This window comes from Larkinella sp. C7, from assembly GCF_006149005.1.
In the GTDB taxonomy this organism is placed as follows: Bacteria; Bacteroidota; Bacteroidia; order Cytophagales; family Spirosomataceae; genus Larkinella.
The window spans coordinates 1-304 of sequence record NZ_VBSL01000302.1; the positions used below are offsets into that span (position 1 = coordinate 1).

The window sequence follows — 304 nt, forward strand, 5'->3', positions numbered from 1 at the left end:
TGTTATAGTTTCAAATGTTGCTGATAGTCAAGGCCTCAAGGCTGTCAAAGTTCCCGTCTGGACAGATAAAAATGACCAAGATGATATTGTTTGGTACGATGCGGATAAGCAGGCTGATGGCACCTATAAGGTGGCTGTTAAATTAGCCGATCATAAGAATGAAACAGGCACTTACAATGTTCATCTTTACTACCTGGAAAATGATGGTCAACTAGTCGGTATTGCTGGAAGTCAGCATCAGGTAGAAGCCAAGAAAGACGAAAAGCAAGTAACAGGTAGCATCAATATTCAAAATCAGACTTCT

1 protein-coding gene is annotated in these 304 nt (G+C 40.5%); it reads left to right on the plus strand.

Annotated elements, in window-relative coordinates; genetic code table 11:
• Positions 1-304: GBS Bsp-like repeat-containing protein (locus FH871_RS35510; RefSeq protein ID WP_171063057.1), on the plus strand; the 304-nt coding region annotated here is incomplete at both ends.